General features: G+C 59.4%; 31 protein-coding genes. 15 read left to right on the top strand and 16 right to left on the bottom strand.

Going from position 1 to position 25,565, the window contains the following annotated elements:
* Positions 1–24: 24 nt before the first annotated feature.
* From lysA to argH, 3 genes are all read right to left on the bottom strand, one after another.
* A complete protein-coding gene (gene lysA / locus ACR3EG_RS03980; RefSeq protein ID WP_480483086.1) occupies positions 25–1,290 on the bottom strand; it encodes a diaminopimelate decarboxylase in 1,266 nt (421 codons plus the stop codon).
* Positions 1,291–1,552: 262 nt separating this feature from the next.
* The gene (locus ACR3EG_RS03975; protein ID WP_170353542.1) at positions 1,553–1,735 is read right to left on the bottom strand and encodes an argininosuccinate lyase; all 183 of its coding nucleotides are present in this window, start codon (positions 1,733–1,735) and stop codon (positions 1,553–1,555) included.
* Positions 1,735–3,123: an argininosuccinate lyase gene (argH, locus tag ACR3EG_RS03970; RefSeq protein ID WP_480483084.1), complete on the bottom strand. Its 1,389-nt coding sequence runs from the start codon at positions 3,121–3,123 to the stop codon at positions 1,735–1,737. The genes ACR3EG_RS03975 and argH overlap by 1 nt, the downstream gene beginning before the upstream one ends.
* Before the next feature lie 21 nt (positions 3,124–3,144).
* Here argH and ACR3EG_RS03965 point away from each other — a divergent pair, with 21 nt between their 5' ends.
* From ACR3EG_RS03965 to yddG, 9 genes are all read left to right on the top strand, one after another.
* Entirely contained in the window at positions 3,145–3,711 is a 567-nt protein-coding gene (locus ACR3EG_RS03965; RefSeq protein ID WP_480483083.1) for a TlpA disulfide reductase family protein, read from the top strand.
* A gap of 132 nt (positions 3,712–3,843) precedes the next feature.
* On the top strand, positions 3,844–4,230 hold the full coding sequence (locus ACR3EG_RS03960) for a hypothetical protein (RefSeq protein WP_480483081.1): 387 nt from the start codon (positions 3,844–3,846) through the stop codon (positions 4,228–4,230).
* Positions 4,227–5,198: a sterol desaturase family protein gene (locus ACR3EG_RS03955; protein WP_480483079.1), complete on the top strand. Its 972-nt coding sequence runs from the start codon at positions 4,227–4,229 to the stop codon at positions 5,196–5,198. The genes ACR3EG_RS03960 and ACR3EG_RS03955 overlap by 4 nt, the downstream gene beginning before the upstream one ends.
* 90 nt (positions 5,199–5,288) lie before the next feature.
* Complete coding sequence (locus ACR3EG_RS03950) at positions 5,289–5,477, top strand: hypothetical protein (protein WP_480483077.1); 189 nt, start codon at positions 5,289–5,291, stop codon at positions 5,475–5,477.
* Between the two features lie 84 nt (positions 5,478–5,561).
* Positions 5,562–6,395 carry an EAL domain-containing protein gene (locus tag ACR3EG_RS03945; protein ID WP_480483076.1) on the top strand — a complete coding sequence of 278 codons (834 nt, stop codon included), beginning with the start codon at positions 5,562–5,564 and terminating at the stop codon, positions 6,393–6,395.
* Between the two features lie 182 nt (positions 6,396–6,577).
* The gene (locus ACR3EG_RS03940) at positions 6,578–7,753 is read left to right on the top strand and encodes an acetyl-CoA C-acetyltransferase (protein WP_480483074.1); all 1,176 of its coding nucleotides are present in this window, start codon (positions 6,578–6,580) and stop codon (positions 7,751–7,753) included.
* Between the two features lie 184 nt (positions 7,754–7,937).
* Positions 7,938–8,660, top strand: a complete 723-nt coding sequence (phbB, locus tag ACR3EG_RS03935; RefSeq protein WP_171122624.1) for an acetoacetyl-CoA reductase — start codon at positions 7,938–7,940, stop codon at positions 8,658–8,660.
* 297 nt (positions 8,661–8,957) lie between these two features.
* The gene (locus tag ACR3EG_RS03930) at positions 8,958–9,905 is read left to right on the top strand and encodes a transcriptional regulator GcvA (protein WP_480483072.1); all 948 of its coding nucleotides are present in this window, start codon (positions 8,958–8,960) and stop codon (positions 9,903–9,905) included.
* Positions 9,902–10,768: an aromatic amino acid exporter YddG gene (yddG, locus tag ACR3EG_RS03925; RefSeq protein WP_480483070.1), complete on the top strand. Its 867-nt coding sequence runs from the start codon at positions 9,902–9,904 to the stop codon at positions 10,766–10,768. Before ACR3EG_RS03930 ends, yddG begins: the two co-directional genes overlap by 4 nt.
* Here yddG and ACR3EG_RS03920 read toward each other — a convergent pair.
* From ACR3EG_RS03920 to ACR3EG_RS03910, 3 genes are all read right to left on the bottom strand, one after another.
* Positions 10,765–10,929, bottom strand: coding sequence for a YdcH family protein (locus tag ACR3EG_RS03920; protein ID WP_170353553.1), 165 nt, complete (start codon positions 10,927–10,929; stop codon positions 10,765–10,767). The genes yddG and ACR3EG_RS03920 overlap by 4 nt on opposite strands.
* A gap of 124 nt (positions 10,930–11,053) precedes the next feature.
* On the bottom strand, positions 11,054–11,824 hold the full coding sequence (locus ACR3EG_RS03915) for a tRNA1(Val) (adenine(37)-N6)-methyltransferase (protein ID WP_480483068.1): 771 nt from the start codon (positions 11,822–11,824) through the stop codon (positions 11,054–11,056).
* A complete protein-coding gene (locus ACR3EG_RS03910) occupies positions 11,821–12,036 on the bottom strand; it encodes a putative signal transducing protein (protein ID WP_170353555.1) in 216 nt (71 codons plus the stop codon). Before ACR3EG_RS03910 ends, ACR3EG_RS03915 begins: the two co-directional genes overlap by 4 nt.
* Before the next feature lie 56 nt (positions 12,037–12,092).
* Between ACR3EG_RS03910 and ACR3EG_RS03905 the strand changes: the two genes are divergently transcribed.
* The gene (locus ACR3EG_RS03905; protein WP_480483066.1) at positions 12,093–13,091 is read left to right on the top strand and encodes a polyprenyl synthetase family protein; all 999 of its coding nucleotides are present in this window, start codon (positions 12,093–12,095) and stop codon (positions 13,089–13,091) included.
* On the opposite strand, the gene ACR3EG_RS03900 is transcribed toward ACR3EG_RS03905, so the two are convergent.
* The 4 genes from ACR3EG_RS03900 to soxR form a co-directional block, all read right to left on the bottom strand.
* On the bottom strand, positions 13,084–13,905 hold the full coding sequence (locus ACR3EG_RS03900) for a 4-(cytidine 5'-diphospho)-2-C-methyl-D-erythritol kinase (protein WP_480483064.1): 822 nt from the start codon (positions 13,903–13,905) through the stop codon (positions 13,084–13,086). The genes ACR3EG_RS03905 and ACR3EG_RS03900 overlap by 8 nt on opposite strands.
* Entirely contained in the window at positions 13,895–15,610 is a 1,716-nt protein-coding gene (locus tag ACR3EG_RS03895; RefSeq protein WP_480483062.1) for a tetratricopeptide repeat protein, read from the bottom strand. The genes ACR3EG_RS03900 and ACR3EG_RS03895 overlap by 11 nt, the downstream gene beginning before the upstream one ends.
* Before the next feature lie 100 nt (positions 15,611–15,710).
* Entirely contained in the window at positions 15,711–17,357 is a 1,647-nt protein-coding gene (locus tag ACR3EG_RS03890) for an electron transfer flavoprotein-ubiquinone oxidoreductase (protein WP_480483060.1), read from the bottom strand.
* A gap of 136 nt (positions 17,358–17,493) precedes the next feature.
* A complete protein-coding gene (gene soxR / locus ACR3EG_RS03885) occupies positions 17,494–17,949 on the bottom strand; it encodes a redox-sensitive transcriptional activator SoxR (protein WP_480483058.1) in 456 nt (151 codons plus the stop codon).
* 89 nt (positions 17,950–18,038) lie between these two features.
* Here soxR and ACR3EG_RS03880 point away from each other — a divergent pair, with 89 nt between their 5' ends.
* The 3 genes from ACR3EG_RS03880 to ACR3EG_RS03870 all read left to right on the top strand — a co-directional run bounded on the left by ACR3EG_RS03880 (position 18,039) and on the right by ACR3EG_RS03870 (position 20,036).
* A complete protein-coding gene (locus ACR3EG_RS03880; protein ID WP_480496691.1) occupies positions 18,039–18,419 on the top strand; it encodes a VOC family protein in 381 nt (126 codons plus the stop codon).
* A 139-nt stretch (positions 18,420–18,558) separates the two neighbouring features.
* Positions 18,559–19,029, top strand: a complete 471-nt coding sequence (greA, locus tag ACR3EG_RS03875; RefSeq protein ID WP_170353560.1) for a transcription elongation factor GreA — start codon at positions 18,559–18,561, stop codon at positions 19,027–19,029.
* A 14-nt stretch (positions 19,030–19,043) separates the two neighbouring features.
* Positions 19,044–20,036 carry a hypothetical protein gene (locus ACR3EG_RS03870; RefSeq protein ID WP_480483056.1) on the top strand — a complete coding sequence of 331 codons (993 nt, stop codon included), beginning with the start codon at positions 19,044–19,046 and terminating at the stop codon, positions 20,034–20,036.
* On the opposite strand, the gene ACR3EG_RS03865 is transcribed toward ACR3EG_RS03870, so the two are convergent.
* The 5 genes from ACR3EG_RS03865 to ACR3EG_RS03845 are packed head-to-tail and all read right to left on the bottom strand — an operon-like array spanning position 20,033 to position 23,889.
* Positions 20,033–21,298, bottom strand: coding sequence for a molybdopterin-binding protein (locus ACR3EG_RS03865; RefSeq protein ID WP_480483054.1), 1,266 nt, complete (start codon positions 21,296–21,298; stop codon positions 20,033–20,035). The genes ACR3EG_RS03870 and ACR3EG_RS03865 overlap by 4 nt on opposite strands.
* Positions 21,295–21,786 (bottom strand): molybdopterin-guanine dinucleotide biosynthesis protein B, encoded by a 492-nt coding sequence (gene mobB, locus ACR3EG_RS03860; RefSeq protein WP_480483052.1) that lies wholly within the window; start codon positions 21,784–21,786, stop codon positions 21,295–21,297. The genes ACR3EG_RS03865 and mobB overlap by 4 nt, the downstream gene beginning before the upstream one ends.
* Positions 21,783–22,427 (bottom strand): molybdenum cofactor guanylyltransferase MobA, encoded by a 645-nt coding sequence (mobA, locus tag ACR3EG_RS03855; protein ID WP_480483050.1) that lies wholly within the window; start codon positions 22,425–22,427, stop codon positions 21,783–21,785. The genes mobB and mobA overlap by 4 nt, the downstream gene beginning before the upstream one ends.
* On the bottom strand, positions 22,424–22,954 hold the full coding sequence (locus ACR3EG_RS03850; RefSeq protein ID WP_480483048.1) for a hypothetical protein: 531 nt from the start codon (positions 22,952–22,954) through the stop codon (positions 22,424–22,426). Before ACR3EG_RS03850 ends, mobA begins: the two co-directional genes overlap by 4 nt.
* Positions 22,951–23,889 (bottom strand): formate dehydrogenase accessory sulfurtransferase FdhD, encoded by a 939-nt coding sequence (locus ACR3EG_RS03845; protein WP_480483046.1) that lies wholly within the window; start codon positions 23,887–23,889, stop codon positions 22,951–22,953. Before ACR3EG_RS03845 ends, ACR3EG_RS03850 begins: the two co-directional genes overlap by 4 nt.
* Here ACR3EG_RS03845 and ACR3EG_RS03840 point away from each other — a divergent pair.
* Positions 23,888–24,604 (top strand): AzlC family ABC transporter permease, encoded by a 717-nt coding sequence (locus tag ACR3EG_RS03840; protein ID WP_480483044.1) that lies wholly within the window; start codon positions 23,888–23,890, stop codon positions 24,602–24,604. The two genes, ACR3EG_RS03845 and ACR3EG_RS03840, sit on opposite strands and share 2 nt — an antisense overlap.
* On the top strand, positions 24,601–24,933 hold the full coding sequence (locus ACR3EG_RS03835) for an AzlD domain-containing protein (RefSeq protein ID WP_170353567.1): 333 nt from the start codon (positions 24,601–24,603) through the stop codon (positions 24,931–24,933). Before ACR3EG_RS03840 ends, ACR3EG_RS03835 begins: the two co-directional genes overlap by 4 nt.
* Here ACR3EG_RS03835 and ACR3EG_RS03830 read toward each other — a convergent pair.
* Positions 24,922–25,554: a hypothetical protein gene (locus tag ACR3EG_RS03830; protein WP_480483042.1), complete on the bottom strand. Its 633-nt coding sequence runs from the start codon at positions 25,552–25,554 to the stop codon at positions 24,922–24,924. The genes ACR3EG_RS03835 and ACR3EG_RS03830 overlap by 12 nt on opposite strands.
* Positions 25,555–25,565: the final 11 nt, after the last annotated feature.

Raw genomic sequence — 25,565 nt, 5'->3', positions numbered from 1 at the left:
CAGCAGGCCCGCGCGCCAATCGCGTCAAAGCCACTCGGGTATGGTATCGCGGTTTATGATTTCGTCAAAGCTTGGCCGTTCACGAATAACTGCAAATTGATCCCCATGCACCAGAACCTCGGGGATCAGGGGCCGAGTGTTGTACTCGCTGGACATCACCGCTCCGTAAGCTCCGGCACTGCGGAAAGCGACCAGATCACCAGCGGCCAGAGGCGGCATGTTGCGCTGTTTGGCGAATGTATCGCCGGTTTCGCACACGGGGCCCACGATGTCATAGGGCTGTTGTTCCACACCCGGCGCGGGTTCGTTCACGGCGACGATGTCGTGATGCGCCTCATACATCGCGGGGCGGATCAGGTCGTTCATCGCACCATCAAGGATCAGGAAATCGCGGCCCTCGCCCGATTTCACATAGATCACCTTACTGACCATCAAACCCGCATTGCCCGCGATCAGACGGCCTGGTTCGATCTCAATCTCGCACCCAAGATGGCCCAGCGTTTTCTGGATAAGCGCCCCGTACTCCACCGGCAGCGGCGGCGCGTCATTGGCGCGGGTATAAGGGATGCCCAGCCCGCCGCCCAAATCAAGACGACGGATATTGTGGCCTTCGGCGCGCAGCTGTTCGGTCAGTTCGGCGACCTTGGTATAGGCCAGCTCGAACGGTGCCAGCTCGGTCAGTTGCGAGCCGATATGGACGTCGATACCAATCACATCCAGACCCGGCAGGGTGGCGGCATGAGCATAAACCTCAGAGGCGCGGGCGATCGGGATGCCGAATTTGTTTTCCGACTTGCCGGTGGCGATCTTGGCGTGGGTCTTGGCATCCACATCCGGGTTCACCCGCACGGTGATCGGCGCGACCACGCCCAGTTCCAGCGCGATGGCGTTGATCACTTCCATCTCAGGCTCGGATTCAACGTTGAACTGGCGAATGCCGCCGGTCAGCGCGGCGCGAATCTCATCCGCTGTTTTACCAACACCCGAGAACACGATCTTGTCGCCGGGCACGCCTGCGGCTTTGGCCCGCAGGTATTCCCCGCCCGAGACCACATCCATCCCCGCGCCCGCCTGCGCCAGCGTCTTCAGAATCGCCTGATTGCTGGCGGCCTTCATCGCATAGCAGACAAGGTGATCCATCCCCTCCAACGCATCGTCAAACAGCTTGAAATGCCGCAGCAGAGTTGCTGTCGAATAGACATAGAAGGGGGTTCCGACCGCGGCTGCGATCTCGGAAATCGGGACATCCTCGGCGAAAAGCGCGCCGTCGCGGTAGAGAAAGTGATCCATACCTGCGCGCTTAGACCAAAAGAGGTCTGCGGATCAATGGATTCCGTTCGACTTGCAACGTTGCCTTAGTTGGATGTTGACACACCCACCCGACCATAACCGGAAATCGAAATACCAGAACCGCTGGGTTCGGGTTCTGGTTCTGGGCGTGGTGCATAATTCGGGTCACATGCCGCAAGCACGACAAGGGTCAGGATAAGGCCAGTCAGTTTCATTCTGCTCTCATTTGAAAAACGTTGTGCGTCAAGCAAGGCCGTCGCTGTTACAGCCCCAAAAAGACACCAAGGCCGCCTTTGCGCAGCCCAACGCCTACGCCACCATATGTACCGCTGCTTCCGACACCGATATTCGCGCTCATTGTGGGTTGGATTGGCTCGCCATCCGCCCCGCAGGCCGCAAGGCCGAAACCGGTAGCAATCAAAACCAGAACTTGCACAATCCGCATTACAGCCGCGCCTTCCATCGCTTGATCTGGGTACGAACCTGATCGGGGGCCGTACCGCCGTAGGATTGTCGCGAGTTTACCGAATTTTCGACCGTAAGGACAGAATAGACATCATCGGTAATATCGCCGTGGACCGATTGCATGTCGTCCAACGTCAGATCAGGTAGATCGCAGCCCTTGGTTTCGGCCATGGCCACAAGCGACCCGGTGACATGGTGCGCGTCGCGAAATGGCAAGCCCAGAACGCGCACCAACCAGTCGGCCAGATCAGTTGCGGTCGAGAAGCCCGAGCCTGCTGCAGCCGCCAGACTGTCGCGATTGGCGGTCATGTCCTTAACCATCCCCTCCATCGCGGCCAGTGCCAGCATCCAGTTGTCAGCGGCGTCAAAGACCTGCTCTTTGTCTTCCTGCATGTCCTTGGAATAGGCCAGCGGTAGGCCCTTCATCACCATCATCAGCGCAGTGTTCGCGCCGTAAATCCGGCCGACCTTGGCGCGGATCAGTTCGGCCGCATCGGGGTTTTTCTTCTGCGGCATAATGGAAGAGCCGGTCGAGAACCGATCCGACAGCGTCACAAACCGGAACTGGGCCGACGACCAGATCACCAGCTCTTCTGCAAAGCGCGACAAGTGGACCGCGCAGATCGAGGCCGTCGACAAGAACTCCAGCGCAAAATCCCGGTCGCTGACTGCATCCAACGAGTTTGCGGCGGGACGGTCAAAGCCCAGTGCCTCAGCCGTCATCTGGCGGTCGATCGGGAAAGATGTGCCTGCCAACGCCGCCGCACCCAGTGGGGATTCGTTCATCCGGGCGCGCGCGTCGCGGACGCGGGACAGATCGCGGCCAAACATCTCGACATAGGCCATCATGTGATGACCCCATGTGACGGGCTGCGCGGTTTGTAAATGGGTAAACCCCGGCATAACCCAATCGGCTCCGGCCTCAGCCTGTGTCAGCAATGCGCGGATCAGGGCCAGCAGGCCGGTTTCGGCGGCATCGAACTGATCGCGGACCCACAGCTTGAAATCGGTCGCCACCTGATCGTTGCGCGAACGTCCTGTGTGCAAACGTCCTGCTGGCTCGCCGATCACCTCTTTCAGGCGCGCCTCGACATTCATGTGAATATCTTCCAGCGCGGTCGAAAACTGAAACGAACCGGACTGGATTTCTGACAAGACTGTGAGCAGCCCTTCCCGAATAGCCTGCGCATCACTATCACTTATGACGCCTGTGGCCGCTAACATGGCGGCATGGGCGCGCGAGCCTGCGATGTCCTGGGCTGCCATCCGCTGATCGAACCCGATCGAGGCATTGATTGCCTCCATGATCGCGTCTGGACCGGCGGCAAAGCGGCCGCCCCACATCTGGTTCGAGGATTGATCGGTCATGTAAGAAAACCCGGAGTTGATATGCGCCTATTTCGTCTGATCCCCCTTTATATGGCCCTTGCGCTAGGTGCAAATGCCGCTTTGGCCGCAGATGCCGAAACTCTGGCACCGCTGCGCGACGGCACTCTAAAACGCCTGATCTTGCACAAGGAACCCAAGCCCAAGGCCCCCATTGAGTTCCAGTTGGAAGATGACGGCGGCACCGCAACGTTGGCTGATTACAAGGGCAAATACGTTCTGGTGAATTTCTGGGCCACGTGGTGCGCACCCTGCCGCAAGGAAATGCCGCAGATTGCTGAGCTGCAGGAAGAGTTCGGCGGCGACAAGTTCGAGGTCGTGACGCTGGCCACCGGCCGCAATTCGCCCGCGGGGATCAAGAAGTTCTTCGAGGAAAACGGCATCGCCAACCTGCCCCGCCATCAGGACGCGGGCTCGGCTGTGGCGCGAGAATTTGGCGTGATTGCCTTGCCGATCACTGTGATCCTTGATCCCAACGGGGATGAAATAGCCCGCCTGATCGGCGATGCCGAATGGAACTCCGACAGTGCCAAAGCAATTGTCGGCGCATTGGTGGGCGGCGAAAGCTAATCGCAGTCGACTTTGAAAATGCGGTAACCGGTCCGTGCCTTGCGGGCCGGTCTTTTTCTGCGAGAGGCTTACGCAACGCCACCTTTGACACTGCCGCAAGCGACTTGCACTCTGCCCTGCGGGAGGATGGCCATGCCGCTTGGAATATTGCTGGTTCTGGTGATCGGGGGGATCGCGGGGATCACCTTGATGATGCATCTTGCGGGCAAGTCTCGTATCACGCAGCTAACCCCGGACAGCGCAAAAGCCGCTTGGTTGCGACACGTACCCGGCGACGAGGTTGTTGATGTAACGATCACCAATGACGGCCATACGGCCTTGATCCGAACACCTGCGGGCAACGGCCTTGTCTGGTCATTCGGCGCCGACACCGTGGCGCGTCACCTTCTGGATTTTGACAGGTTTGACCGCGCCGAAGGGTTTGAAATCCGGTTTCACGATTTCGCCACACCCAAAGTTCTTATCCGTCTTGACGATTTCGAGCGCCAGCACTGGCAAAACCTGATGGAGCCCGTATGACCGACCAAGTAACCTTCCCCGACGCCGTTCAGTGGGCCGTTCCTTTCTTTATCGCCGCCATTCTGGCCGAGTTCCTTTGGATCGCCGTCAAAGGCAGAGGTGGCCGGTACGAGACGCGTGACGCAGTGACCTCGTTGATCATGGGTGCGGGGAATATCGCCTCGGGCCTGTTACTGGGCTTTATCGCCTATGCGTTCTTTATGTGGCTGTGGCAGGTCACGCCCTTGAACCTGGGCACCTCGATCCCGGTCATCATTCTGTGTTTTGTACTGGACGATTTAAGGTACTATTGGGTTCATCGGTTTGGCCATCGCATCCGCTGGGTCTGGGCCAGCCACGTCAATCATCACAGCTCACAGCACTACAACCTGACGACTGCGCTGCGGCAAACTTGGACTTATACTTTCACCTTCATGATGGTGGTGCGCGCGCCCCTGATCCTGTTGGGGTTCCACCCGGCTATGGTGCTGTTCGTGGGCGGACTGAACCTGATCTATCAGTTCTGGATCCACACCGAAGCGATTGGCAAAATGCCGCGCTGGTTCGAGGCGGTGATGAACACACCCAGCCACCACCGTGCCCATCATGGCCGAAATGCGCGCTATCTGGATTGCAACTATGCCGGTGTCTTCATCATCTGGGACAAGATGTTTGGTACATTTGTACCCGAGCAAGAGGATGATCGCGTCGATTTCGGGCTGGTCCATAATATCGGTACGTTTAACCCGCTTCGCGTGGCCTTCCATGAATGGGTCGGGATCTGGCGCGACGCAACACAACCCGGCCTGAGCCTTCGTCAGCGAATGGCCTATTGCTTTGCCCCGCCCGGCTACAGTCATGACGGCAGCCGTGACAACTCGGATCAGATCAAAGCCAAGCACATCGCATTACATCCCGAAGATCGCGGAACGCCCGGATTCGAGCGTTTCCAGCCCGAAGCGCCTAATTCTGAGGCAAAACAGGCTTGAACCCGCCGACCGACCTGAGGTCGTTCCTTGAAAACCGGTCACCGTCGCCCATATCACTTTGATATGTAGCCATCCGACAGGAGACCCGAAATGACCCGTTTAGTGACCATATCCACAGTGTTGGGTTTGACGGGTCTTGTGATCGCCATGATGACCGCTTTGAGCGGCGCAGCGTCTCCGATCGTGGCACTCGGTTTTGCCATGATGGCCCTCGGCTTTGCCGGAGCGGTGATCGGGGCGGCCGTTTCGGTCGGACGGATGTCGCCGATCGCGCGCTAACGTAATCGAGCGGCATTAACCGCAAATTCACAAGTTTGTCCTGAAATCCACCCATGACCGATTACGGTAAAAGGTGGGCCACGCATGACGGACAAGAAACTCGCGGATTTGCCAGAAGGGTCCGACAGTCCGTTGAATGCGGCCGTGATCTCTCGAGATGCGTCAACGGTTCAAATGGCAACCGACGCTGTGAAGCACAAACAATGTAAACTGGCGTTTCAACCGGTGATGCAGGCGAACCCTCCGCATGGTGTCGCGTTTTACGAGGGGTTCATTCGGGTTCTGGACGAAACCGGTCGGGTGATACCGGCGCGAGACTTCATGCCTCAATTGGAAAACACGCCAATTGGCCGCGAGTTGGACTGTATCGCGCTGGAAATGGGCCTGCGCGCATTGGCGCAAAATCCGGAGATACGCATGTCCGTAAACATGTCGGCGCGATCAATTGGATACAGCAGATGGTCGCGCGTCCTCGAACGATTCCTGAAGAAAGATACCAGTATCGGAGAGCGGCTGATCCTGGAAATCTCGGAAAACTCTGCCATGACTGTTCCAGAACTGGTCATGGACTTCATGGACCGGATGCAGCCGCGCGGCGTCGCCTTTGCATTGGACGACTTTGGTGCCAGCAATTTCAGCTTTCGGCATTTCCGCGAGTTTTTGTTTGATGCAGCCAAGATTGACGGCCAGTTCATACGTGGGATCAGCGTGAATCCGGACAATCAAGCCCTGGTTCGCGCGCTTATTGCCGTCGCGCGCGAGTTCGAAATTCTGGTTACAGCCGAATCGGTCGAAACCAAAGAAGATGCAGAATTTCTGGTCGCTAACGGCGTCGATTGCCTTCAAGGTTTCTTGTTCGGCGCCCCCACTGTATCCGCCCCTTGGAAGGCAAAAAACGAAATAAAAACAGCGGGGTGAGCTCCATTACCTTGCGGCACCCTACCTGAGACAAGCTGACCGTTGCTGCAGCAGCAGCATTGCGTTATTCCAATATCAGTTGGAGCGGGGGATCATGAGGCGCTCTGAACCGATAGGGACCTTTCCCTATTGCCTGCGCCGTCACGTTTCCCACAGAACCTTGACGGTAAAGGATTGTCTTAATGACCAACGTAGTAATCGCATCCGCAGCACGCACCGGTGTCGGTAGTTTTGGCGGCTCGTTCGCAAACACACCCGCGCATGACTTGGGTACCGCCGTTCTCGAAGCCGTTGTCGAACGTGCAGGGATCGAAAAGGGTGAGGTCAGCGAGACCATTTTGGGTCAGGTTCTGACAGCAGCACAGGGTCAGAACCCTGCGCGTCAGGCGCACATCAACGCGGGTCTGCCCAAAGAAAGCGCCGCATGGGTCATCAACCAGGTTTGTGGTTCGGGCCTGCGGGCGGTTGCCCTGGGCGCACAGCACATCCAGCTGGGCGACGCTGATATTGTCGCCGCTGGTGGTCAGGAAAACATGACCCTGTCCCCCCATGCCGCAGCGCTGCGCGCCGGCCACAAGATGGGTGACATGAAATATATCGACACGATGATCCGCGACGGTCTGTGGGATGCGTTTAACGGCTATCACATGGGTCAGACCGCTGAAAACGTAGCCGAGCAATGGCAAATCAGCCGCGACATGCAGGACGAACTTGCCGTCGCCAGCCAGAACAAGGCCGAAGCTGCGCAAAAGGCTGGTAAGTTCGCGGATGAGATCACGCCCTTCACCATCAAGACCCGCAAGGGCGACATCGTGATGGACAGCGACGAATATATCCGCCACGGCGCAACCATGGAGGCCATGGGCAAGCTGCGCCCTGCCTTCACCAAAGAGGGTTCGGTTACGGCGGCGAACGCATCCGGTTTGAATGACGGTGCGGCGGCGACACTTCTGATGTCGGCCGAGAATGCGGAAAAGCGCGGGATTGAGCCTCTGGCCCGCATCGCGTCCTTCGCCACTGTTGGTCTGGACCCGTCGATCATGGGCGTCGGCCCGATCTATGCCTCGCGCAAAGCGCTGGAGAAAGCGGGTTGGTCGGTTGACGATCTGGATCTGGTCGAGGCCAACGAAGCCTTCGCCGCACAGGCTTGTGCTGTGAACAAGGACATGGGTTGGGATCCGTCGATCGTGAACGTGAATGGTGGCGCCATCGCCATCGGCCACCCAATCGGTGCCTCGGGCTGCCGGGTGCTGAACACGCTGCTGTTCGAAATGAAGCGCCGTGATGCGAAAAAGGGTCTGGCGACCCTTTGCATCGGCGGCGGCATGGGCGTCGCCCTGTGCGTGGAGCGCGACTGAGCTTTTAAGCACTGAACATAGAAAGGGCGCCCCGCAGGCGCCCTTTTTGTTACACTGGGGCTGACCCAAAGATGCGACGATATTGCCCTATGGGTTTCGACGATTCTTGACGAAACAATATTGCGCAAGATTACCTATCAAAGTAACAGCATTACCAAGACGACTTAAATTGGAGGAAGCCTAAATGGCACGTACAGCACTCGTCACCGGCGGTTCCCGCGGCATCGGCGCAGCAATTTCCAAGGCGCTGAAAGCCGAAGGGTACAATGTTGCAGCCACCTATGCCGGCAACGATGAAGCGGCCGCAAAATTCACCGAGGAAACCGGCATCGCCACATACAAGTGGAACGTGGCTGATTATGACGAATCCAAAGCGGGAATCGAAAAAGTAGAGGCCGAGGTCGGCCCCATCGACATCGTGGTCGCCAACGCGGGCATCACCCGCGACGCCCCGTTCCACAAGATGACCCCGGAACAGTGGCATCAGGTGATCGACACCAACCTGACCGGCGTGTTCAACACCGTTCACCCCGTCTGGCCCGGCATGCGCGAGCGCAAATTCGGCCGCATCATCGTCATCAGCTCGATCAACGGCCAGAAAGGCCAGTTCGCGCAGGTGAACTATGCGGCGACCAAGGCCGGTGATCTGGGCATCGTGAAATCACTGGCGCAAGAGGGCGCGCGCGCGGGCATCACTGCCAACGCCATCTGCCCCGGCTACATCGCAACCGAGATGGTGATGGCGGTGCCCGAGAAGGTCCGCGATTCCATCGTCGCGCAAATCCCGGCAGGCCGCTTGGGTGAACCCGAGGAAATCGCACGTTGCGTGGCTTTCCTGGCATCGGACGATTCACAGTTCATCAACGGATCGACCATTTCGGCCAACGGTGCGCAGTTCTTCGTTTAATCCCTGTGCAAAACGAAAACGGGCCGGTCTTTTCAGACCGGCCCTTTTTTATCCCGTAAGAACGCGCGCGCTGCGCTCAGCGGGAACCGAATAGCCATTTCACCAAGTCACCGATCGCGCGGGACCGTTCGAAATGGGCACGCCGAAAGGCGCGGGCGACAGAGGGGCTGGAGGTTGCCTCGATCATGGAATATCTCCTTTCAGTTCAGCGTTGTTTGACTTGAGATCAATATGAGGCTTATTTTTACAGCCGACAAACGAGCTTTCTTCTGATCTCAGTTAAGATATTCTTATCCAATGAGCGACTACCTACCGCCACTTACCGCCCTACGGGCCTTTGATGCCGCCGCGCGCCACATGTCTTTTTCCAAGGCTGCCGAAGAACTGCATGTCACGCCCGCAGCCCTGTCCTTTCAGATCAAATCGCTGGAGGAGCATCTGGGACGCCCCCTGTTTCGTCGCCTCAACCGCGCGGTCGAATTGACGGAAGCCGGGCGCGCCTTGGCCCCCGGTGCGGCAGACGGATTCGCTACGCTACAAGCCGCTTGGCAGGCGGCCCGGCGGCTGGGCAATGACACCAGCCTGACCATTACGGCGGGCCCGGCGTTGACGGCCAAGTGGTTGGCTCCGCGGCTCTATGACTTTGCCCGCGCGCATCCAGAGATCGACCTGAAGTTCTCGGCCACATTACGTAACATGGACCTCGAGAGGGACGATGTAGATGTGGCGATCCGCTTTGGCTATGGCGGGGATGAAGGGCTGTATTCTGTCCCCGTTCGCAAGGAATGGCTGACCCCGGTTATGACCCCGGATATGGCCGAACAATTCCCAACGCCTGAAAGCCTGCGGGAGGCACCATTGATCTTTGACGACTCGATTGCGTTTCTGCGGCCCCCGTCTGACTGGCCTACATGGTTTCGCGCGGTTGGCGTGGATTTCAACCCACAGCACGGCGCGCATTTTTCCAACGCGGATCATGCGATTGACGCAGCAGTTGCCGGAGTGGGCGTCGTGCTCGGTCGAAGGGCTATGATTATCAAGGATCTGGCGGAAGGCCGTTTGGTTGCACCCTTCAAGGTCGCAATCGAGACCATGGGGCGATTTCGGTTCCTGTGTCTGAAAGGGGCCGAAAACAGACCTCAGATTGCGGCGTTCCGCGATTGGTTCATGTCCGAGATTGAAAAGACCGCGCATTTGTCGGATGAGTTCGAAATCATTCCGGTGGAAGAGGTGCCCGCACCGTGACAAGAACGCGCGCAACAGGAATCGGCTTTGTCGCCGTCCTGCTTTGGGCCCTGCTGGCCCTCTTTACGGTTGGGTCCGCGCCCACGCCGCCTTTGCTGCTGAACGCCCTATGCTTTTCCATCGGGGGGACGCTGGGCTTGGGTTGGACATGGGCCACAGGCGGGTTGAGTCAGCTTCGAGAAATCCCGTGGACGACCTATCTGTTCGGTACAATCGGTCTTTTTGGCTATCATGCGCTGTATTTCTCGGCTTTGCGCATGGCCCCTGCCGCAGAGGCCGGGCTTATCGCCTATCTGTGGCCTCTGCTGATCGTCCTGCTCTCGGGGCTATTGCCCGGAGAGCATTTGCGCATAGGCCACCTGATCGGGGCCTGCCTGGGTTTCGCCGGGGCCGCCGTGATCATCGCGGGTGGCGGTAGCAGCGGATTCCAGGCCGAACACCTGCCGGGGTATGCTTTGGCCTTGATGTGCGCGCTGACATGGTCGGGCTATTCCGTGCTGTCGCGCCGTCTGGGTGACACGCCAACCAGTTCGGTCGCTGTGTTCTGTGTGGCCACGGCTGTTGCCTCGGGCCTTTTGCACATCGCCGTTGAAGAGACAGTCTGGCCAGAAACCATTCTGGGCTGGGGATCGGTCATAGCTCTTGGGTTGGGGCCCGTTGGCTTGGCGTTTTATGTCTGGGATATCGGGGTCAAGCAGGGAGACATTCAAATTCTGGGCACGTCATCTTACGCGGCCCCGCTTCTGTCTACGCTTGTTCTTGTGGTTGCCGGGATCGCCGCCCCAAGCTGGGGTCTGGCGATCGCGGCTGTTTTAATCACTGGCGGCGCTTTGATCGCCGCCCGGGCCAGTATGCGCCGTTAACTCGACAATCGCTCAATCTCTTCCTTGAGCCTTAGCTTCTGTTTTTTGAGCTGAGCAATGTGAAGGTCGTCGATACCGGGCGAGCGTTGTGCTTGTTCAACTTCAAGACCGAGGTTTTCGTGCTTTTTCTTAAGTTCGGTCAGGTGTGCGCTCACGCTCATGGCGGTACTCCTCTGTTGATGTCTGAGTTTCACGTAAGAAGTTGAGCACATCGTTTCCACCCTGTCACGCTGCGGGTGCACAGAAAATATAACAAATCCGACAAAATCGGCTGGTTAATGCCTGTCACTCCGAAAATCCGGGCAACGCCACCCCATTTCGCAACACGGCGGACACCTGAGGTGTATAGCTTTCGCCATCTGCCAGATGGCGGTCCCCTGCATGCAAGATCAACGGTGCGTGCAGGCGAAACGCGGCCTTTCCAGCTTTTCGAGCCCGCAGGATCACCAGTTCAGCCTGTCGGCCCTGCCGTGCCGCCAATGGCAAGACCTCAACAGACCCCAACCGACCTTCGCAGGCGGTCAGCATGTCGGGCAGCCGGTCGGCCTTTTGGATCATGTGCAAATAGCCTTTGGGGGCAAGGCGTTTGGCCGCACAATCGATCCAGTGTTCCAGCGCGGTGTCTTCACCCAGCGCCACGCTGCGCCCCTTATCCGCCGCCGGGCTATGCGCCCCAGTACGATAATAGGGCGGGTTCGCGATAACGTGATCGAATTGACGCTGTTTCAATTCAGACGGCAAAGCGGTCAGATCGGCCTCAAACACCTCAAGCGCGGTGCCGTTGTCAGCGGCATTCCGACGCGCCAGATCGGCATAAGCGCGCTGCAATTCGACCCCCACAGCCTGCAGGTCAGGCACCCGCGCCAGCAGGCATAAAACGGCGGCCCCAGCGCCACAGCCCAGTTCCAGAACTGTCTGACCGGGTATTGCCGGTACAGATGCGGCCAATAAAACAGGGTCTACGCCTGCGCGATAGCCCATTATGGGTTGCCACAGGCGCACACGCCCGCCCAGAAAATCGTTTCGCGTCAGGTCGGCGTCAGCAAACAGTGTCATCGACCCAAAGGGATATCATTGTCGTGCATGACACGTTCGGCGCGGGTCAGGTCATCGGCGCGCACCATCAAGCGGCGGGGGAAGATTCCGATGCCACCTTCGAGGATGCTCATATTTACGTCCATCTGAAAGCAGTCTATATCCTCGCCCTCAAGAAGGGCGGATGCAAAGGCCAGAATCGTCGGATCAGTGCTGCGCAAAAGTTCTTTCATGGGGATGGATGTAAGGGCAAGGCGACCGCGATGTCGAGCCTTGTATCAAGGGTGTGATGAATATCGACACGGTCACAAAACCGCATGAGCGTTTGGCGGAAATCCTGACGGGCGAAATGGGCGCGGTCAACGAGTTGATCCGCACGCGCATGGCGTCCGAACACGCACCGCGCATTCCCGAAGTCACCGCGCATCTGGTCGAGGCAGGCGGCAAACGCCTGCGCCCGATGCTGACCTTGGCGGCAGCGCGGATGTTTGGCTACGGCGGGGATCACCACGTGCGCCTTGCCGCGACGGTCGAGTTTATTCACACCGCGACCCTGCTGCATGATGATGTGGTCGACGAAAGCGCCCAGCGGCGCGGGCGGCCTACTGCGAACCTTCTGTGGGACAACAAGTCCAGCGTTCTGGTCGGTGATTACCTGTTCTCCCGCAGCTTTCAGTTGATGGTTGAGACCGGCTCGCTGCGGGTTCTGGATATCCTCGCCAATGCCTCGGCCACGATTGCCGAAGGCGAAGTGCTGCAAATGACTGCCGCGACCGATCTGGGCACGACCGAGGCGATTTACTTACAGGTTGTGCGCGGCAAGACCGCAGCGCTGTTCTCGGCTGCGACCGAGGTGGGCGGCGTGATCGCAGGCGCGACCGAGGAACAGGTCAAGGCGCTCTATGACTATGGCGATGCGCTGGGGATTGCGTTCCAGATCGCGGATGATCTGCTGGACTATCAAGGCGACAGCGCAGCCACCGGCAAGAATGTGGGCGACGATTTCCGCGAGCGTAAGCTAACCTTGCCGGTGATCAAAGCTGTGGCGCAGGCCACGCCCGACGAACACGCCTTCTGGGAACGCACCATCGGACGCGGTCGTCAGGAAGAGGGTGATCTGGACCACGCGCTTGGGCTGATGGCCAAGTACAGCACGCTTGAAGCAACGCGGGCGGATGCATTCGGCTGGGCAAACAAGGCCAAAGCATCGCTGGAGGCTCTGCCTGATCACGAGATCCGCACGCTGTTGTGTGACCTTGCCGACTACGTGGTTTCGCGCCTCAATTAAGCTGAGTCGCGCGGCACCACCAATCGGGATGGGCCGCACCGATCTCATAGGCGGCGAAATGCGCGTCTTTCATCGCGGGATAAAGCGCAAAACAGGTCGAACCCGACCCTGACATGCGGGCCATAAGGGCCGCTTTGGTGCCTGCCAGTTCATCCAGAACGCGGGCGACCTCAGGGGCCAGGCCCGTTGTTGGCGGCTCAAGGTCGTTGCGTTGACTCCGCAACCAATCGGCGCAGGTTTCGACAGTCTCAAACTCGGGGATATCAGCGGGCATTGGTGGATTGTCGCGGCTTTCCAGCGCCGAGAATACGCGCCCTGTGGGCACTTCGACGCCAGGGTTAACCAACAGGGCTGGCAGAGAGGGCAGCGAAGCGGGCGTCAGATCGTCCCCAATGCCCCGCATTCGCATGGCCCGAACCGCGACGCAGACCGGGATATCAGCCCCCAGTGACAGGGCCACGTCGGGTAAGACTGTCCTGCCCTGCTCTGCCGCCATCCGTAGTGTCGCCGCCGCGTCCGAGGACCCGCCCCCAATGCCGCCGCCATGCGGTAGCACTTTGTTCAGGTCGATATGGCCGGTCCAACCCGCCGCCTGTGCGGCTTTCCAAACCAGATTTCGGCTGTCTGCTGGTACGCCATCGGCGTGTTCACCCGTCACTGCAATCGTCAGGGCATCGCCAGGAGTGAACTGCAGCGTGTCACCCACATCAGCAAAGACCACCAGAGAATCCAGCAGGTGATAGCCATCCTCGCGGCGGCCAGTCACATGCAGGGTCAGATTGATCTTGGCGGGGGCAAATGCCTCAGCCTTCATTGGCCACTTTCAGAGGCTCGGCCCCTTCTTCGACAAGAACCGCGTCCAGTCCAATTTCCAGCTTGCGGCGGATACGGTCCGGATCGGCCTCGCCATCTGTGTCTTCGGGATCGATGAAAGACAGAGCACGTTTCCACTGGAACTCGGCCTCGCGCGCACGACCCACGGCCCAATAGACATCGCCAAGATGATCATTGACGACCGGATCAACAGGCATCAGCTCGACCGCATGCTCCATATGCTCGACCGCCTCGTTGTAGCGGCCTAAACGGAACAGAACCCAGCCAAGACTGTCAACAATATAGCCGCTGTCAGGGCGAGCAGCCACGGCGCGTTCGATCATATCCAGCGCCTCATCCAGCTTTTCCTGACGCTCGACCAGCGAATAGCCCAGATAGTTTAACACCTGCGGCTGATCTGGATTCAGCTCCAGCGCGCGGCGGAAATCGGCTTCGGCCTGATCCCACTGCTTGAGGCGTTCGTGCGAGATGCCTCGGGCGTAGTGCAGGAACCAGTTGCCCCCCACACCTGAATCGATCAGTTCGATCGCAGTGTTGTAGGTTTCCACTGCAGCCGCGTAGTTTTCCTCGCGGCGCTGCAAATCGGCAAGCGCCACATGCACGCTGGGCAGATCAGGGCTTTTGGCGGCCAGGTTCTGCAGAACTTCGGCCGCGGCATCTGTCTTGCCCGCGCGGCCCAAAACCTCGGCGCGGCCTAGTTCAGCCGCATGGTAGTCGCTGCTGGTCGCTGGCACTTTACGATAGGCTTCGACCGCAAGATCATATTGCTGAAGCCCATCCAGCAATTCAGCACTCAGCAGGATCGCGTCGACATGATCCGAGCGTAGAAAGGCCGCGAGCTGAGCATAGAGCAGGACATAGTTCTGTGCGGCTTCGCGGCTAAGAGCTGCCCCGACAGAAAAGAACACTTCGGCCATGCCGTCTTGCGGAGAACCGATATGGGTAAAGGGCAAAGTCTCTCCAGCTTTCAGACGCGCCTCGTACCCTTCGATGGACGGGTCGCTTCCTGCGACAAAGACTTCATCCAAAAAAACCAACGCATCTTCGTTGCGGTCCAGTTGCGACAGCACTTCGGTACGGGCCAGTGCGGCACGTCGGGTAAAGCGCGCAATCGCGCTGTCATTGGCCGCAAATATCGCCTCGGCCCCTTCGAAATCTCCGATTGAGGCCAGGGCCAGCGCCTTGTGGTAAAGCGCAAATTCGGTAAGCCCTTCTTGCGTGGCAACGGTATCAAACTGCTCCATCGCGTTGGTCATCGCGCCCTGGCCGACATAGGCCCATCCCAACAGTAGTCCGTCGACGAGCGGCCCTATGCCTTGCGTTTCCGGGTCACGGGACAGGAATTCATCCAGCTCACCCTGGGCCAGCAGATTAACCGCAATGGCCATACGGGCCGCTTGGCTGGCCATACCGAGCTCTTCAATCGCTTGGGCGACCGGCAACGCGCGTTTTATCTGGCCCAGCGACAGCCGCGCGACCACAACGCTTTCCAGCAGCTTACCGTTCTCGGGGTCGGCACGCAGAGCTTGCGCATAGTACCGTTCGACCGCGGAGTAATCGTTCTGGAAAATTGCCTGACGTCCGGCCAGATAGGCTCCGGATCCAGTATCCGCAAAACCCGGAAACGAAAAGGCCGATGAAAGAAGCGCGGCAACTGCCGCGCGACGTAAGAAGGATACCACCAAAATCCTGCCCTGCCATTGTTGACTGCTGTCTAAGCTAGGGCTTCGGCCGGAAAGAGGCAATGGCAGACCCTTCACGACCCTGCCATTGCCCGTTTTTCGCTTACATGTTGGGATAATTCGGTCCGTCGCCACCCTGCGGCGTGGTCCAGGTGATGTTCTGGCTGGGATCCTTGATATCGCAGGTCTTGCAGTGAACACAGTTCTGGAAGTTGATGACGAATCGCGGACCGTTTTCATCCTCGACCATTTCGTAGACACCCGCCGGGCAATAGCGCTGCGCGGGCTCGTCGAACTTGGGCATGTTGACGCCGACCGGGATCGCCGGGTCTGCCAGCTTCAGGTGGCAGGGTTGGCTTTCTTCGTGGTTGGTGGCCGCGAAAGATACGTTGGTCAGGCGGTCAAAAGACAGCACACCATCGGGTTTGGGATAGTCGATGGGCTGGTGCTTGCTGGCCTCCTCGGTCGCCTCAGCATCGTTCTTGCCGTGGCCCACGGTGCCGAACAACGAAAAGCCCAGCGTGTTGGTCCACATGTCCATTCCTCCCAGCATCAGCGATGCGGTCAGGCCCCATTTCGACCAGATCGGCTTGACGTTTCGCACCTTTTTCAGGTCGGCGCCAATGGCACCTTCGCGTACGTCGGTCTCGTATGCGGTCAGTTCGTCGCCCGAACGGTCAGCCTTGATGGCGTCAAAGGCGGCCTCGGCTGCGGCTTTGCCTGACAGCATCGCGTTGTGGTTACCCTTGATGCGCGGCACGTTGACCATGCCCGCCGAACAGCCCAGCAGCGCCACACCCGGCGCAACCAATTTCGGCATCGACTGATAGCCACCCTCCGTGATCGCACGGGCACCGTAAGCCACGCGCTTGCCGCCTTTCAGCAGCTCAGCGACCATCGGATGGTGCTTGAAGCGCTGGAATTCCATGTAGGGATACAGGTGCGGGTTCTTGTAGTTCAGGTGAACCACGAAACCGACATAAACCTGATTGTTTTCCAGATGATAGATGAACGAGCCACCACCCGCGTTGCTGCCCAGCGGCCAGCCCATGGTGTGGGTGACGGTGCCTTCTTTGTGCTTGGCCGGATCGATTTCCCAGATTTCTTTCATGCCAACGCCGTATTTCTGCGGTTCTTTGCCCGCAGACAGGTCGTATTTGGCGATAACCTCTTTGGACAGCGATCCGCGCACACCTTCCGACAGGAAGACGTATTTGCCGTGCAGTTCCATCCCCGGCTCGGTGTTCGGACCATATGAGCCATCGGCTTCCAGACCAAAGACACCGGCGACCACGCCTTTGACTTCGCCATTTTCGCCGTAAACCAGATCGGAACAGGCCATACCGGGGAAGATTTCTACGCCCAGTTCTTCGGCCTGTTCGGCCATCCAGCGGCAAACATTGCCCATCGACACGATGTAGTTACCGTGGTTGTTCATCAGCGGCGGCATCGGCCAGTTGGGGATGCGGATCTGACCGGCCTCACCCAGCATATAGAAATTGTCTTCATGCACCACTGTGTTCAGCGGCGCGCCCTTCTCTTTCCAGTCCGGGATCAAAGCATCGAGGCCGCAGGGATCAAGCACCGCACCAGACAGAATGTGCGCACCGACTTCCGAGCCCTTTTCCAGAACGACAACGTTCAGATCGGCATCCAGCTGTTTCAAACGGATGGCTGCAGACAGACCGGCCGGGCCTGCGCCCACGATCACCACATCGTATTCCATCGCTTCGCGTTCAATATCGGCCATCGCGGGCTCCTTAGCTAACTTTCCGAATTGGCGCTTTGTGCACGTGCTCGGCGCAATTTTCTTTCCCTGCTGACTACATGTTCACCAAGTCCTTGGTCAATCAGAACACGGCGTAACAATGCCGCAATGCGGCAGATCACGCGTCCGGGCTGTCCCCCAGCAGGTACCTGGGGCCACTTCCCTTTGACTTGGCCCGGTCATCCGGGTTGTAAAGCGCACATTTGGGCAAGCTCAGACAGCCGCAGCCAATGCATCCATCCAGATTGTCACGCAACCGCGTCAGCGTCTCGATTCGCTGATCCAGATGCGCGCGCAACCCGACGCTGATCTTTTGCCAGTCTTTCGGTGTTGGCGTCCGATTGCCCGGCAGACCCGACAACACCTGCCGAATTTCCGGCAGAGACAAACCGAACTGCTGGGCGATCATGACAAAGCTCAGCCGCCGGATATCAGCGCGCTGATACCGCCGCTGCCCGCCCGCGTTGCGCCACGGGGTGATCAACCCTTGCGCCTCATAGTAGCGAATGGCCGAAACCGCCAATCCCGTGCGCTGGGCCAAAGCGCCAATGGCCAGCCCTTCGGATAACGCCAACTTATCCTCCAACAAATACCTTGACCTAAAGTTAGGTTTAGAAATTACAGTGAGTCGCGACACGCCTCAAGATGAAAAAAGGAGATCCCATGATGGCGACGCTTGAACACACCAACTTTACCGTCCGCGACCCCCAGGCCTCGGCCAAATGGATGCACGAAGTCTTTGGTTGGAAAACCCGCTGGGAAGGACCATCCATCGCGGGCGGATATACGGTCCATGTGGGCAGCGCGCACACATATTTGGCGCTTTACGCACCCAGCGATCCCAAACCATCACAAGAAAGCAGCTATGACATAGTTGGTGGGCTTAATCATGTTGGTGTTCTGGTCGAGGATATCGACGAAACCGAAGCCCGCGTTATCAAGGCGGGCTTCACGCCAACGTCGCATGCTGATTACGAGCCGGGCAAAAGGTTCTATTTTGATGACGACAACGGGATCGAATTCGAGGTGATTAGCTACACGTAGGCTGTAATCCGCGTTGGGGTGATTTAGCCCCCTTGCATTTCACGCGCCATTTGGGTCAGGTACTTGACGACCCAATCATTCGCCCCGGCGCCAATCTCGTGCGGCGGGGCGACTCAATTTACGCGTGGACGACGAGAATATGGAAAAGATTCCCATGACGCCTGCGGGCAATGCCGCGCTCGAGGCGGAGCTGAAAAACCTCAAATCCGTCGAGCGCCCGGCGATCATCGAAGCCATCGCCTCGGCCCGAGAGCTGGGCGACCTGAAGGAAAACGCCGAGTATCACTCGGCGCGTGAAAAGCAGGGCTTTATCGAAGGCCGCATCAAAGAACTGGAAGGTATCCTTTCGCTGGCCGACGTGATCGACCCAGCAAAGCTGTCCGGTGCTGTGAAATTCGGTGCCAAGGTCACTTTGGTCGATGAGGACACTGACGAGGAAAAGACCTGGCAGATTGTGGGTGAATATGAGGCCAGTATCGAAAGTGGCCTGCTGAATATCAAATCTCCTATCGCCCGCGCCTTGATCGGCAAGGAAGAAGGTGACAGTGTCGAAGTCCGCACCCCTGGTGGGGTACGTTCCTATGAAATCCTGAGTATCGAATACGCCTGAGCCAAGCGCCGACAATGTCCGAGTCCACGCCAGAGCACGAAACCGAACGGCCCACGCCGATTGGTATGTATGACCGGTCAGCGGAACCTACGTTGACCGAAATCGAAATCGCGGCCATCGTTCTCAGCCTAATCTGGCTGGTCGTGTCGGTCGTGTTTCTGGTGTTGCCGGGAAAAATCGAAGACGGCGGATTTGTTGTCACGCTGCTGGCGGTCTTCATGCCCGTTGCGATGATCTGGGTGGCGGCCACGGCACTGCGCGCCAGCCGTATCATGCGTGAAGAAAGCGCGCGTCTGCAAAGCTCGATCGACGCGATCCGCAATGCGTTGATCGCACAGCAGCAGCGCGCCTCCAGCGGCTATGAGCCCAATGTCACCAAGAAGCTGGACGAAATTGTCGAGACAGCCAAAAAGACAGAAAGTACCCTGGCCACGTTTTCCACGCATCGGACTCAGCCTGTTCGGGGCAAGACCCCGAATGCAAACGGCGACCAGACCACGCTGGAACTTGGAACACAGGCCGAAGACATCGCGCCTCCGCTTGGGACGGATGTGTTCATCCGCGCCCTGAACTTCCCTGAAACGCAGGAAGACACCGAAGGGTTCAATGCCCTGAGGCTGGCGCTGAAAGACCGCAAGACCGCGCAGCTGGTGCAGGCGTCGCAGGACGTGTTGACCCTGCTCAGTCAGGAAGGCATCTACATGGATGACCTGCGCCCCGACATGGCGCGTCCGGAAATCTGGCGGCAATTTGCGCAAGGATCACGCGGGCGTGCCGTGGCTGCTTTGGGCGGCATAAGGGACCGTTCGTCACTGGCGCTGACGTCAGCCCGGATGAAGCAGGATCCCATCTTCCGCGATGCCGCGCACCACTTTCTGCGCCGGTTCGACCACATGATCATCGAGTTCGAGCCCGAGGCCAGCGATGCCGACTTGACCGCGCTTGGCGACACGCGCACCGCGCGGGCGTTCATGTTGTTGGGTCGAGTGGCTGGAACCTTCGATTAAAGATCAAAGCTGCCATAGGGGATGAACCGGACTATGTCGCCCGGTTTGATATGGCACGCGCCATCCCCAATCTCGACCAGCCCTTCAGCCCAGCTTAGCCCACTGATCCGACCTGAGCCCTCGGAGGCGAACACCTCAGCCCGGCCATCACGGATGCGGGCGCGCAGATACTCGCGGCGGCCCGGTTTCTTACGCTTTTCAAACGCGGCGGGCAGGTCAAAGCCTTGAGGGGTCGACCAACCCTCGCCCGCCATCAGGCCCAAGGCCGGGCGCGCAAAGATCAGCGTGCAAACCAACGCGGCCACCGGGTTTCCGGGTAGGCCGAACACAGGCGTTCCGTCCCACATCCCAAGCGCCAGAGGGCGACCGGGTTTCAACGCAATCCGCCATTCCTGCATCGCCCCTGCCTGCCGCAACAGGGCCGAGACATGGTCCTCATCCCCGGCAGACGCGCCGCCACTGGTCAGGATCACATCCGCGCGTTCAGCGGCTTGGTTCAGACAAGTCCGCAACGCCTCGCGGTCGTCGGGCACCCGGCCCATGTCGATCGCCTCAAACCCCATGCGTTCCAACAAGGACAACAGCATCGGACGGTTGGCATCGTAAATCTGGCCCGGACCGGCGGATTCACCGGGTTCGACCAGTTCATCCCCCGTGGACAGAACCGCCACGCGCAACACTTTGCGCACCGGAACCTCGGCCAGACCGGTGGCCGACAACAGCGCCAGATCGGCCGGGGTCAGGCGACGTCCGGCGGGCAGAACCGCGTCGCCCTCGGCCACATCCTCGCCTGCCTTGCGGGTATTCGCACCCTGTTTCAGAGGGCCGTGAAAGGCGATATGGCCGTCCTGAACGGTCACGTCCTCTTCCAGAATGACCGTGTCCACACCCGCAGGCAGTGCCGCCCCGGTCAGCACACGCAACGCATGGCCTTCGGGCACCGAGCCATCAAACGGGATCCCCGCCGCAGCGCGCCCCGGATGCAGCGGTATCACCTGCGGGCCGTCAAGCGCGGCCCCGGCAAAGCCATAGCCATCCACCGCCGTATTGGGCTGCGGCGGGTTCGAACGTTGGGCGATAACCTCCTGCGCCAGAATACGCCCGGCGGCTTGCGCCAAAGGCACGGTTTCCACGCCCGCAACCACGGTCAGCCGGTCGCGCAGCAGGGCCAGCGCATCGTCCACGGGTGTCCAGTTCACCCCGGCAGGCAAGGCAAAACAATCGTTGCGCAGCGGCGGAGGCGCAATGTCGGGTTTGGTCATAGCCCCACCTCTTGCAGGATGAAATCGGCAATCGCCGCCGTGTCGTTCAGGTCGAAAACCGGCTGATCCACCTGCAGCGGCGTGTCACTGGCCACGGCGCGGATCGTCGGATTTTCGGGGGCCATCAGCGCGTTCCCGGCCTCGGACCGGAACGCCTCGACCTTGGGGTGGCTCTCACGCTTGAACCCCTCGATCAACACCAGATCGACCGGGGAGAGGCGCGCCAGCAGATCCGCCATCAAAGGCTCGGACGCGCCGCGCAGTTCTTGCATGATCGCAATACGCTGACCCGAGGCCAGCAGAACCTCGGACGCGCCTGCCGTGCGGTGGCGATAGCTGTCGGTCCCGGGTTGGTCCACGTCGACGCTGTGGTGGGCGTGTTTGAGGGTCGAAACGGTAAAGCCGCGCTCGGTGATCTCGGCCACCAGACGCTCCATCAACCCGGTTTTGCCCGCGTTTTTCCAGCCGGTGACGCCGTAAACCCTCATGCCTGCTCCAGCAGTTGTTCGGCCCGCGCCAGATCGTCGGGCGTGTTGACGTTAAAGAACGGATCGAACGGGTCTGCAGGGAACAGCGCCTCGCGCCCGTCGTGCTGGTCGGTCCAGATCACCACCTTGCGCAAACCGTCCTGCAGCGCCGCCCGCAGATCATCGCGCAGCGCCACCGGCCAGAGGCCAAAGGTCGGGTGCCGGTTGATGCGTTTGCCCCCGCCGGATTTCAGCACTTCGTCCCCCCTGCGCGGCGTGGTGGCCAGCACAAGCGGGTGAGTCTGGCCCTGCGCAGCCTCGGTCAATCGCGTCACCAGATCACGGGGGAAAAACGGCGTATCGGCAGCGGCGGTGATGATAGCGTCCGCGCCTTGTGTCGCCGCCCAGTCCAACCCCGCCAGCACCCCGGCCAGAGGGCCCGCGAAGCCGTCAATCGTATCCGGCAGGATCGGCAGGTTCAGATCGGCAAACCGCTCAGGATCACCATTTGCGTTCAACGCCAGCCCGTCCACCTGAGGGGCGAGCCGGTCGATCACATGCGCCATCAGGCTCTGGCCACCGATCTGCAACAGCCCTTTGTCGCCGCCACCCATCCGGGTTGCCAGACCACCGGCGAGGATCACTCCGAGGGGTTTAGTCATTTCATATCCTCGATGCTAGGCCATTTTCGGTACTTTTCGAAAGGAAGGAGAAATCCAACAGAAATGACCGCCACCATCGCAACAAACCAATAGATTGGAGGCGTGGACGTGATCTTGCCCAACCAGATCCCGATTTGTGCAGCCCCAGCTAAATACACCAAAGACATGCCCGGAACGGCAATCACCCAGAAATAGAGCCTAAATGCCCATGCTGACTTCACAATAGGTGTGCTCATCTCTCTGGGCGCCGGCAGGCCATGAATAGCCACCCTTTGAAGGCCGTGCATCTGGTCGCGAAAACGTGTGTCGCGCAACGTCCAGCCCGACCCGAGAAGAGGAAGAGCTTCTCGTAAGCCCACATAGGGACCAGCTTTCCATCCAAGCCGGGACAGCCTGTCCGTCCCGAGCCTGGCGATTCCGTCAACGACCGCTTTCTTGCAACGCTCAAAGTGGAGAACGGCTTTCACCATGATCCACACGAATAGGACCATCAGAAGGAGAGGAAAGATGTAGAGCGCAACAATCATCCCGCACTCTTCCGCCGGTGTTTCTTATCCTCGACAGCCACGCTGGCCGGGTCGATGTCGCGCAGCAGGCGGTCCTCGCCCGCCAGGCACACGAAACGCTGCCCGCGCATACGACCGATCAGGGTCAAGCCGACCTCGCGCGCGATCTCGACACCCCACGCCGTAAACCCGGACCGAGACGCCAGCACCGGGATGCCCATCATCGCCGTTTTGATCACCATCTCGGACGTCAAACGGCCCGTCGTATAGAGGATCTTGTCCTCGGCCGCCGCGCCCTCGGACAGCATCCAGCCCGCGATTTTGTCGACGGCGTTGTGACGACCCACGTCTTCCATATAGACCAGCGGACGATTTTCGTGGCACAGCACCGTGCCGTGAATCGCCCCGGCTTCAAGGTACAATGACGGCGTCCGGTTGATCTTGGCGGCCAAATCATACAGCCATGAGGTACGAACCTGCACCTGTGGCAGGCGCACGTCCTCAAGCCCCTCCATCATGTCGCCAAAGACCGTGCCCACTGCGCAGCCGCTGGTGCGGGTCTTTTTCTTGAGCTTGTCCTCATACGAGGTTTCACGCGCCGTGCGCACGACCACGGTTTCCAGATCATTGTCATAATCAACGCGGGTGATTTCATCATCCGCCAGCAGCATCCCCTGATTGCGCAGGAATCCCAGCGCCAGATATTCGGGGTAGTCGCCAATGGTCATCGCCGTCACGATTTCCTGCGAGTTGAGGAAAATGGTCAGCGGACGCTCCTCAACCACCGAGATATGGCTGACCTCACCATTCTGGTCCACGCCCTCAACCGCGCGGGTCAGGCGGACCGCGCCGGGATCGGGGGCGATGATGTAGTCCGAAAGATCGAGTTCCGTGGCCAATTGCAACCCCTTCGTAAGACAGATACTGCTGCGAGCATCACCATAGGATTTAGCCATGGCAGACACCACATCCAAGTCATACTTCTGGAAGGGTTTTCGCGACGGGACGCCGTTCATCTTCGTGGCAATCCCCTTTGGCACCCTGTTCGGCGTCTTCGCGACCGAGGCCGGGCTGAACCTGTTGCAAACCATGACGCTGACCGCGACCGTCTTTGCCGGGGCGGCGCAGTTTGCCGCGCTGCAACTGCTGCAGGACCAGACGCCGACGGCAATCATCCTGATCTCGGCTTTGGCGGTGAACCTGCGGATGGCGATGTATTCCGCCTCGCTGACGCCCTATCTGGGGGCCGCGCCGATGTGGCAGAGGGCCTTTGCGGCCTATCTGACCGTGGATCAATCCTATGCCAGCTCGATCATCCAGTTCGAAAAACAGCCCGACATGAGCGTGCCGCAGCGAATGGCCTATTTCGTGGGCTCAGTCACGCCGATCACGCCGCTGTGGATCTTGGCGACATATCTGGGGGCGGTGCTGGGCACGCGTATTCCCGAAAGCTGGGCGCTGGATTTTGCCTTGCCGATCACCTTTCTGGCCATGATCGGGCCGATGATGCGGACCTTACCGCACGTGGTCGCGGCCCTTGTGGCCATTATCGTGTCGCTGTTTACGGTCGGCGTCCCCTATAACCTTGGCCTGCTGATCGCCGGATGCGCGGGCATGATCGCAGGCGCTCAGGCCGAACTGATCGCTGAGCGCAGAAAGGCCCGGACATGACCCCGCCAGATCCCGTTACCGTCTGGACCATTATCATCGGACTGGCGATCGGCAGCTATGGGCTTCGCTTTGTCTTTATCGGATTGGTCGGAGACCGCCCGATGCCCCCATGGCTGCTGCGCCATCTGCGCTATACCGCCGTGGCGATCATCCCTGCGCTGATTGCGCCGCTGGTGGTCTGGCCAACCGCGACAGAAGGCCAGCCGGACATACCGCGTATGTCGGCTGCGGCGGTCTCTGTGGCCGTGGGACTGTGGACCAAGAACGTGATCGCCGCGATTTTCAGCGGGGCCGGAACCCTTTACGGTTTGCTTTACCTATTGGGCTAGGCCCGTGTCCTGCTGATTCAGAAGGGCATTGTTCGCCGCCAACCCGGTTTGCAAGTCAGCCGAGTCATTCTCACGGTATTCCGTTGTTACCACGTCCGGTATCTGGCCGAACTGATCGGACAGTTTCACCGGGTAAAAGGTGGTTCTGATCTGTTCGAACCCCGGCACCTGCTGCAGCAGTTGCGCGGTTGAATTGGCACAGAACGCCCCTGCCACCGGGCCGGATTGTTTGGCCAGTTGCAGCGCGATCTCGGCCTGTTGCGGAGTCACTTCGATGGTCTGGATGCGGGCATAGTGCGTCTCGCGCGCGTGGCTGCTGCGATAGGCGCGCTCCACGTTCGGAGTGATACCATACAGCACATCATCCTTTATCGGCACCACATCGGCGCGGAAAGATCCTGCGGGGTCAAAAATCACCCGCTCGCTACCGCTGATCATCAACGAGGTATGCGCCCCCGAACCGGTGCGCGTGCTGATCATCGTATAGAGCGTCAGGGTCGACGGGCCGGGATCACTATAGGACCGGGCCGCAATCTCTGAGAAATCGGCCTGCGGACGTTGAGAGCCCACGCAGCCGGCCACCGTTGCTGCCAGAAGGCAGGCAATCACTATCCTGATCACGATGGACCCCG

The organism is Ruegeria sp. AM7 (genome assembly GCF_056535965.1).
This window is presented reverse-complemented; position numbering and strand designations above follow the sequence as displayed.